The organism is Chloroflexota bacterium (genome assembly GCA_018829775.1).
Lineage (GTDB): Bacteria > Chloroflexota > Dehalococcoidia > Dehalococcoidales > RBG-16-60-22 > E44-bin89.
Map to the genome: position 1 here is coordinate 22,686 of JAHJTL010000010.1, position 6,489 is coordinate 29,174.

Consider the following 6,489-nt stretch of genomic DNA (forward strand, 5'->3'; position numbering starts at 1 on the left):
GGGTAGGCGTTTCAATTAATATCTATAATTCCAAAATAGTTAAGTATAAATGAGATGCTGCCCAGTAACAGCATCACCAGCACTATCCTTTTAACCGCCAGCTCCGGCAACCACCTCAACAGCTTCACCCCGAGTCTGGTACCCGCGTAACCGATGATGAAGAGCACCGGAATGAACCAGTAATACTGCGAATCAAGAGAGCCGCGAACCACATAAGTCGTGCAGCGCGCAATATCAGTACAAAGAGCAATAGATGCTGAGGTAGCTATATACATTTCTTTCCTGATATTTGTGGATATGAGAAAGGCGCTGCGGATAGCGCCACCAAGTCCAATGAGGCCGGCAGTGAACCCGGATATCAGCCCTCCAGTTACCAGCACATATTCTCTTTCGGGCAATGTCTGTGACGGGTTAATGAACGTATACACGGCAAAAAGTATCAGAAATATGCCAATGCCAAGCCCTATGGCTTCTGGCGCTACAATTTCCAGAAGGTAAGCACCCGCGACAGCAGTTATAACCGTCGGTATCCCGTACCAGAGCATCAATCGAACATTAACCGCCTGTCTCAATCGAATCAGTTTAAAAAGGTTACTGAATCCGTGGAAAAAGGCAATCAGTATTATGGCTTGCTTGAATCCGATTATCCATGAAAGGAAAGGAATAGTCATAGTTGCCGAACCAAATCCGGCAACGCTGGCTACGGCCGCGGCTACAAAGGCGATAACAAAAAAAGTAATTGTGGTCAACACTTCTAACTCAAAACCAATATGAAATAATATATCGAATTATAGCAGGTTACTCATCAAAGAATGACATCAGGCCCAGCTCATTTATGCGGTTTTTCCAGGCCAACTCTCTGGTAGTATTTCTCCGGTATCAATTCCGGTTTCTTATAGAAATAAAGTCGGCATGGGGCACCTGGGTCTGGGTCATATTCGGCTATTCTGGTGGGAGCGCCGGTGGCTTCCATGGGCATAAGCTCAGACCAGTAACAGCAATGCACACAGTAATAAGGGACACCCTCCATATACCAGGACCATGGATACGCCTTTTTCGTCTTTCCGAAGTTGAAAGGCGCCCCTGTTCTCGGCGGAGTCCTGTCTAATTCACCCGTCCGTCTCATCCTGCCACCACTACCGCAGGGGTCGCATTCTATCACATATCTGTCTTCCTCTTCCCATACCTTGATTGTTCCCGTCTCTCCCGGCCCGGAGCGATGAGCCCTCATCTGCTCGGTATACCATTGAACCCGCTGTTTCACTGTTTTCAGGCCCTTGAGCTGGTTAAAAAACGCCAGCGAAATCTTTTCGTTCGTGTATCTGAGCACGTCGGGAAGCATCTCCTCACCACAGTTATCGCTTATCCAGGTCAAAAAGGCATAGGACCAGTCACAGTAGACATCATGAATTTCCTTGACTTCATGTTGAACATAATCGATCAACTCCAGGGCCGTTTCTCTGTCTCCCGCCTTAACGGCATCCCGCAGCCTATCATAAGTACTAATACCCAGCTCTTCAACTGGCTCATCCACACGCAACAGCCTTCCCAGCGGCTCAGCGGTTAGTTTCAACATGGCTTGCCTCCTTCACCTTCAAATATGTCGTCTTTTATCTTCTTCCTGAAAACTTAGCTATTATTGTAGCACGACAGCCATTATCCGAAAAAACAATTGCTTCTTCAGCGACTCAATGCTAAAATCTCCCCATCTTCAGGGCACAGAATACAGGAATATAGCCCGCTTTTTCAGAAGCGGATTTACATTTTAAGGAGCAATCAGGATGAAATTAGAAGGGAAAAAAGCAATCGTTACCGGTGGCGGCACCGGCATCGGTAAAGCCATTGCTCTGGAGTTTGCCAGCGCCGGAGCCGACATCGTCGTCTGCAGTCGTAATATTCAGAATATCGAAAAAGTGCGCGATGAGATAACAGCTTTGGAAAGACGCTCGCTGGCGATATCCATGGACGTACGGGTTAAGGAACAGGTAGATAACATGGTACAAAAGGTAATCGATGAATTTGGACGGATTGACATCCTGGTGAATAACGCCGGAATTAACCGCCCCACGCCAGTACTTGATTTGACCGAAGATACCTGGAACCTTATATTTAATACCAACCTCAAAGGCCTCTTCTTTTGCACCCAGGCAGTAGCCCGACATATGGTCAAACAGAAGTCAGGAAAGATTATAAATATATCCTCGACGGCCTCATTTGGTGCCAATGAACCGGGGCAAGCGGCTTATGCGGCTTCAAAAATTGGCGTGAACGCGTTTACGAAAGCATGCGCTCGCGAGTTCGGCCCCTACGGAATAAACGTCAATGCTATCGCTCCAGGGAGGATTTTAACACCACTGATTTACGCCAGTCGGACACCGGAGCAGGTGGAAAAATTCATTGAAGTGGGTAAGAGCACATCCGTACTGGGAAGGCTGGGTACTGTCGAAGAGATCGCCCATTTAGCGCTGTTTCTGGCTTCGGACGATTCCGCTTTCATCACCGCCGAGATTATTGCCTGCAATGGCGGCAGAACCAATCTGATGGGCTGATTATCACACGACAGAAGTTAAATAAAACGCTATTGACTGACCTTGCGCGGTCGTCCCCGTTTCCGCCAGCCAATTGATTCCAGTAGAAAACCGGCGGCCGTATCTTCCCAGCCAGCAAAGCTTATAGGGCAGTCCGGATTAAACATGTAGCGGTTTCCTCTTCCCTCACGTTTTTTGGTTATATATTCTTCCTCGAGGAGGTCATTTATGATATTATGAGTGGCTCTTTCCGAGATTCCGATAATGTCAGAGAGTTCTCTTGCCGTGATGCGAGGCTGGCGCGCGATATGGCTCAGCACTAAAGCGTGGTTGGTTAAAAATCTGAACTTTTGCATTTCTTATCTAACTAACGACAAATTCGACACAAATATACCTTAATTGGAATAAAAAGTCAATACTATCAATTCATGCAAATTAATTCAATTGTATTTTATAGCATATAACTATTTACTCTGCAAGTATCAAATATTAATAATTTTACCTCCCCATATATTTACAGATAATTGCCAAATAATTGTAGTCTTATAAATGCGCGTATTTTTTAACTATTACTAAAGCACTAGTCAAAGGTATTGACAAATATTTATCTATGAATTATTATTCCTGTAGTGGTTTTCATATATACGGTTTCATAATATGCAATACATGATAATGACATAGGCAAAAAGACATTTGAGCAAGTATGAATAGTTTCTTATTTAGTAAGACAGTAAATGAAATATAATAAACTATCGATTGAGGGAAGCGATGGTTAATAAATTTAAAACGGGGCTGACTAAGGTATCTGCAAAGTTGTCCAGATTATTAATAAGAAACGGTGACCACCATTGGCCGGCACATGTGCTGGAAACCTTGGAGACGAAATATCATCTGCTTCCCAAAGACCTGCTGCGCCTGTGGTATATTCGACGCAAAGTCCTTTCCAACAAGGTCAAAACGGATTCTATCTTTATTTACGATTGGGCAAAAGCCTATGATTCAAATATATCCGTAAAGAGATACAATGACCTGAATAAGTATCCTGATTTATTGCGCTACAAGGGCCGTATTTCCCGCAACGGCGAAGTCCGTATTGAAGAAATAAGAAACAATTAATAGATTAGTTCTTGAATTACAGAGAAGGGGACGTTTGCGTCCCTCTTTTTTCATTCTTTCTAACATCTCCACAAAGCGAAGATTGGGCAAAGAAAGGCTGACCTGTATTTCCCACCGGTGATTAACATAGAGATTGCTGCGGGTTTAAAATACCATCTTGAGCAATAGTGTAAGAACGTAACCCAGTATGCCGCAGATAGGAAATGTGAGTATCCAGGCGGCTATGATATTACCGGCTATTCCCCAGCGAACCGCGGAAAATCGCCTTGTGGACCCCACTCCCATCACCGAGGCACTGACACAGTGCGTGGTGCTCACCGGAATGCCAAAATGGGACGCGGTTTCAATGACACCGGCCGCGGCAATATGGGTGGTGAATCCCTGGACCGGCCGCAGGTTCGTCATTCTCATACCGATTGTCTTGATAACCCGTCGACCACCCAAAGCAGTACCGATACTTATCGCCGCCGCAGAGACAACAATCACCCACCATGTATCAGGATTCAGTACCGATAGGCGGTCCCAGATGCCAACATCGTTATAGTAAATCACCAGGGCCATGGTAATTACACCGATAGGCATCTGGCCGTCATTCTTTCCATGGCTGTAAGCCATAAAGAAGGTGCTGACATACTGCATACGGCTGAAAACGCGGCGCATGCGGTCGGGTCGGCTTTTCTGAAATATCCAGTAGAGGCCAAGCATGATAGCAAAGCCGCCGGCAAAACCCAGCGCCGGGGCGATAACTACGGCGGATAGCACGCGCTACATGACGCTCCATACGATGGCGGCATGAATCAACTCGACAATATTATAAAAAGTCTGGGCTAAAGTCCTGTTTCTTGGCGTGATTCTTATAGGACTGGTGGACTGAGTTGATATTACTTAGACGAAGAGATAATGTCCCAGTATCCACGAAAATGAATAACCTAGTAATGCTGTTACAGGGAACGTTATCACCCATGCTGCCACAATGTTACCAGCTACACCCCACCTTACTGCCGATAGCCGCCGGGTTGCTCCAACTCCCATAATCGACGTGCTGATACAATGCGTTGTGCTTACTGGGATGCCAAGATTCGAGGCAGCTTCAATAACCCCTGCTGCTGCAAACTGAGCAGTAAAACCCTGGACTGGATTAAGACTCGTGATTCTCATACCCAAAGTTTTTATGACGCGCCATCCACCAGCCGCCATACCAGAACTAATGGCTAATGACGAAATAATAATTATCCAACGACCAACAGGATCGCTAAGTGACAGACGATCCCAGAAACTTGGATCCTGATAATAAAACACGAATCCCATTGTCATAACACCTATTGGCATTTGGCCATCGTTTTTCCCGTGACTATATGCCATAAAAGCCGAAGAAAGTATTTGCAACCTACTAAAAAGAGAACGCAGTATATCTGGAGGACTACGCTGCAATATCCAGTACAAAGCAAGCATAATCGCAAAACCCCCTGTAAATCCGAGCGCTGGTGCAGCAACAACTGATGTGAGTATTCGTTGCATTACACTCCATATAATTGCTTCACTTCCCGCACTAGCTATACCTGCGGCTGCTAATCCAGATACCAGACCATGGGTTATGCTCACAGGCATACCAAATTTGGTAGCAAGTATCGTCCAAATAACACAGGCAGCAACTCCACCTATTATCGTTGAATAGGATATTGCCTCTGGAATGAGTATGCCTTTACCGATGGTTCTAGCTACAGCTAGTCCTGTAGCTGCACCTAGAAAATTGAATATAGCTGCAAGTACTATTGCTTGCCTGGGGGCTAACGAACGGCTACCTATTGCTGTCGCAATAGTATTAGCTGCGTCATTGTATCCGTTGGAGAACCCCAAAGCGATTGCGAAAATGACAATGAGGACAAGAGCAATGAGGTGTATATCCAAAGATAAATCAGGCATGCTTGAGGGCTACTCCCTCAAGGACATTGGCCACATCCTCACACCTGTCGGTCGCGCTCTCCATGTGTTCTAAAATCTCGCGCCATTTGATTATGTCGGCGGTATTGTCGCAATTCTCAAATAATTCAGCCATGGCGCTGCGAAAAACTGTATCCGCCGCGTTTTCAAGTCGATTTATCTCTATGCAGTGCTCCAGGACCTGCTTCAGATTGGGGTGATGTCGCAGCTGCTTTAATGCCACTTCCACTTCCTTTGTAGCGGTTACTATGATAGCGGCCAGTTCTTTGGCGCCTTCTTTGAGAGTATCTATTTTGTAAATATGCATGGCAACTGCTGCCGCATGAATTAAGTCCACGATGTCATCGAGGGAGTGGGCCAGGGTCGCCATATCCTCCCGGTCAAATGGCGTCACGAAAGTGCGATGTAAAAGTTCAATAATCCGATGCGTGGTATTGTCGCCTTTGTGCTCGTATTCCTCCATTTGCTCAACGTTATGAGCAATATTTTCCCAGTTGTCGACCATATTTTTCATAAACTCAGCCGTCTCGACCATGTTTTCCGCGCTTTCCTCGTAAAGCTCAAAGAATATCTTGCCTCTGGGCATGAGTGAAAATTTAACCAACAGACCTACTCCTATATTTAATGACATTGGAAAAAAGGTAGCCTAGTCCGGACTTTAACCGAGGGGGGTTAAAAGATGTTAAACAAAGAGCGAGGAATATTTTTCTCATGGTCTCTTTAAAGGTATGTTATCTAAACTGGGCCATCTATGTCAAGTATAAAATGACTGCGAATGAGCGAGCTTTACGCTAATCGAAATGATTTGAATTTATTTTCGTCTTGAAATCTCTTGTTTGTTGACTGTAGATAAATGTATACAATAAATATATATTATAGACGTAAATATATAAAACTTATTGAC

8 protein-coding genes are annotated in these 6,489 nt (G+C 45.1%); 2 read left to right on the forward strand and 6 right to left on the reverse strand.

The features are described from left to right. Nucleotides 1-11: 11 nt before the first annotated feature. The gene (locus KKD83_01505; protein MBU2534824.1) at nucleotides 12-749 is read right to left on the reverse strand and encodes a sulfite exporter TauE/SafE family protein; all 738 of its coding nucleotides are present in this window, start codon (nucleotides 747-749) and stop codon (nucleotides 12-14) included. Between the two features lie 80 nt (nucleotides 750-829). Then, complete coding sequence (locus KKD83_01510; protein MBU2534825.1) at nucleotides 830-1,576, reverse strand: hypothetical protein; 747 nt, start codon at nucleotides 1,574-1,576, stop codon at nucleotides 830-832. A 205-nt stretch (nucleotides 1,577-1,781) separates the two neighbouring features. On the opposite strand from KKD83_01510, the gene KKD83_01515 reads away from it, so the two are divergent. Further along, nucleotides 1,782-2,549, forward strand: coding sequence for a 3-oxoacyl-ACP reductase FabG (locus KKD83_01515; protein ID MBU2534826.1), 768 nt, complete (start codon nucleotides 1,782-1,784; stop codon nucleotides 2,547-2,549). 29 nt (nucleotides 2,550-2,578) lie between these two features. On the opposite strand, the gene KKD83_01520 is transcribed toward KKD83_01515, so the two are convergent. Then, nucleotides 2,579-2,884: a winged helix-turn-helix domain-containing protein gene (locus tag KKD83_01520; GenBank protein ID MBU2534827.1), complete on the reverse strand. Its 306-nt coding sequence runs from the start codon at nucleotides 2,882-2,884 to the stop codon at nucleotides 2,579-2,581. 412 nt (nucleotides 2,885-3,296) lie between these two features. Between KKD83_01520 and KKD83_01525 the strand changes: the two genes are divergently transcribed. Further along, nucleotides 3,297-3,644, forward strand: a complete 348-nt coding sequence (locus KKD83_01525) for a hypothetical protein (protein MBU2534828.1) — start codon at nucleotides 3,297-3,299, stop codon at nucleotides 3,642-3,644. 144 nt (nucleotides 3,645-3,788) lie between these two features. Here the strand turns inward: KKD83_01525 and KKD83_01530 are convergent, their stop codons facing one another. The 3 genes from KKD83_01530 to KKD83_01540 form a co-directional block, all read right to left on the reverse strand. Next, nucleotides 3,789-4,406 carry an inorganic phosphate transporter gene (locus KKD83_01530; protein MBU2534829.1) on the reverse strand — a complete coding sequence of 206 codons (618 nt, stop codon included), beginning with the start codon at nucleotides 4,404-4,406 and terminating at the stop codon, nucleotides 3,789-3,791. A 123-nt stretch (nucleotides 4,407-4,529) separates the two neighbouring features. After that, complete coding sequence (locus KKD83_01535) at nucleotides 4,530-5,567, reverse strand: inorganic phosphate transporter (protein MBU2534830.1); 1,038 nt, start codon at nucleotides 5,565-5,567, stop codon at nucleotides 4,530-4,532. Next, entirely contained in the window at nucleotides 5,560-6,189 is a 630-nt protein-coding gene (locus tag KKD83_01540) for a DUF47 family protein (protein MBU2534831.1), read from the reverse strand. Before KKD83_01540 ends, KKD83_01535 begins: the two co-directional genes overlap by 8 nt. Between the last annotated feature and the right edge of the window lie 300 nt (nucleotides 6,190-6,489).

Excerpts from the sequence above, each read along its gene's own strand:
- KKD83_01510 (MBU2534825.1), bottom strand. The coding sequence starts at position 1,576 with ATGTTGAAACTAACCGCTGAGCCGCTGGGAAGGCTGTTGCGTGTGGAT.
- KKD83_01515 (MBU2534826.1), top strand. The coding sequence starts at position 1,782 with ATGAAATTAGAAGGGAAAAAAGCAATCGTTACCGGTGGCGGCACCGGC.
- KKD83_01520 (MBU2534827.1), bottom strand. The coding sequence starts at position 2,884 with ATGCAAAAGTTCAGATTTTTAACCAACCACGCTTTAGTGCTGAGCCAT.
- KKD83_01525 (MBU2534828.1), top strand. The coding sequence starts at position 3,297 with ATGGTTAATAAATTTAAAACGGGGCTGACTAAGGTATCTGCAAAGTTG.
- KKD83_01535 (MBU2534830.1), bottom strand. The coding sequence starts at position 5,567 with ATGCCTGATTTATCTTTGGATATACACCTCATTGCTCTTGTCCTCATT.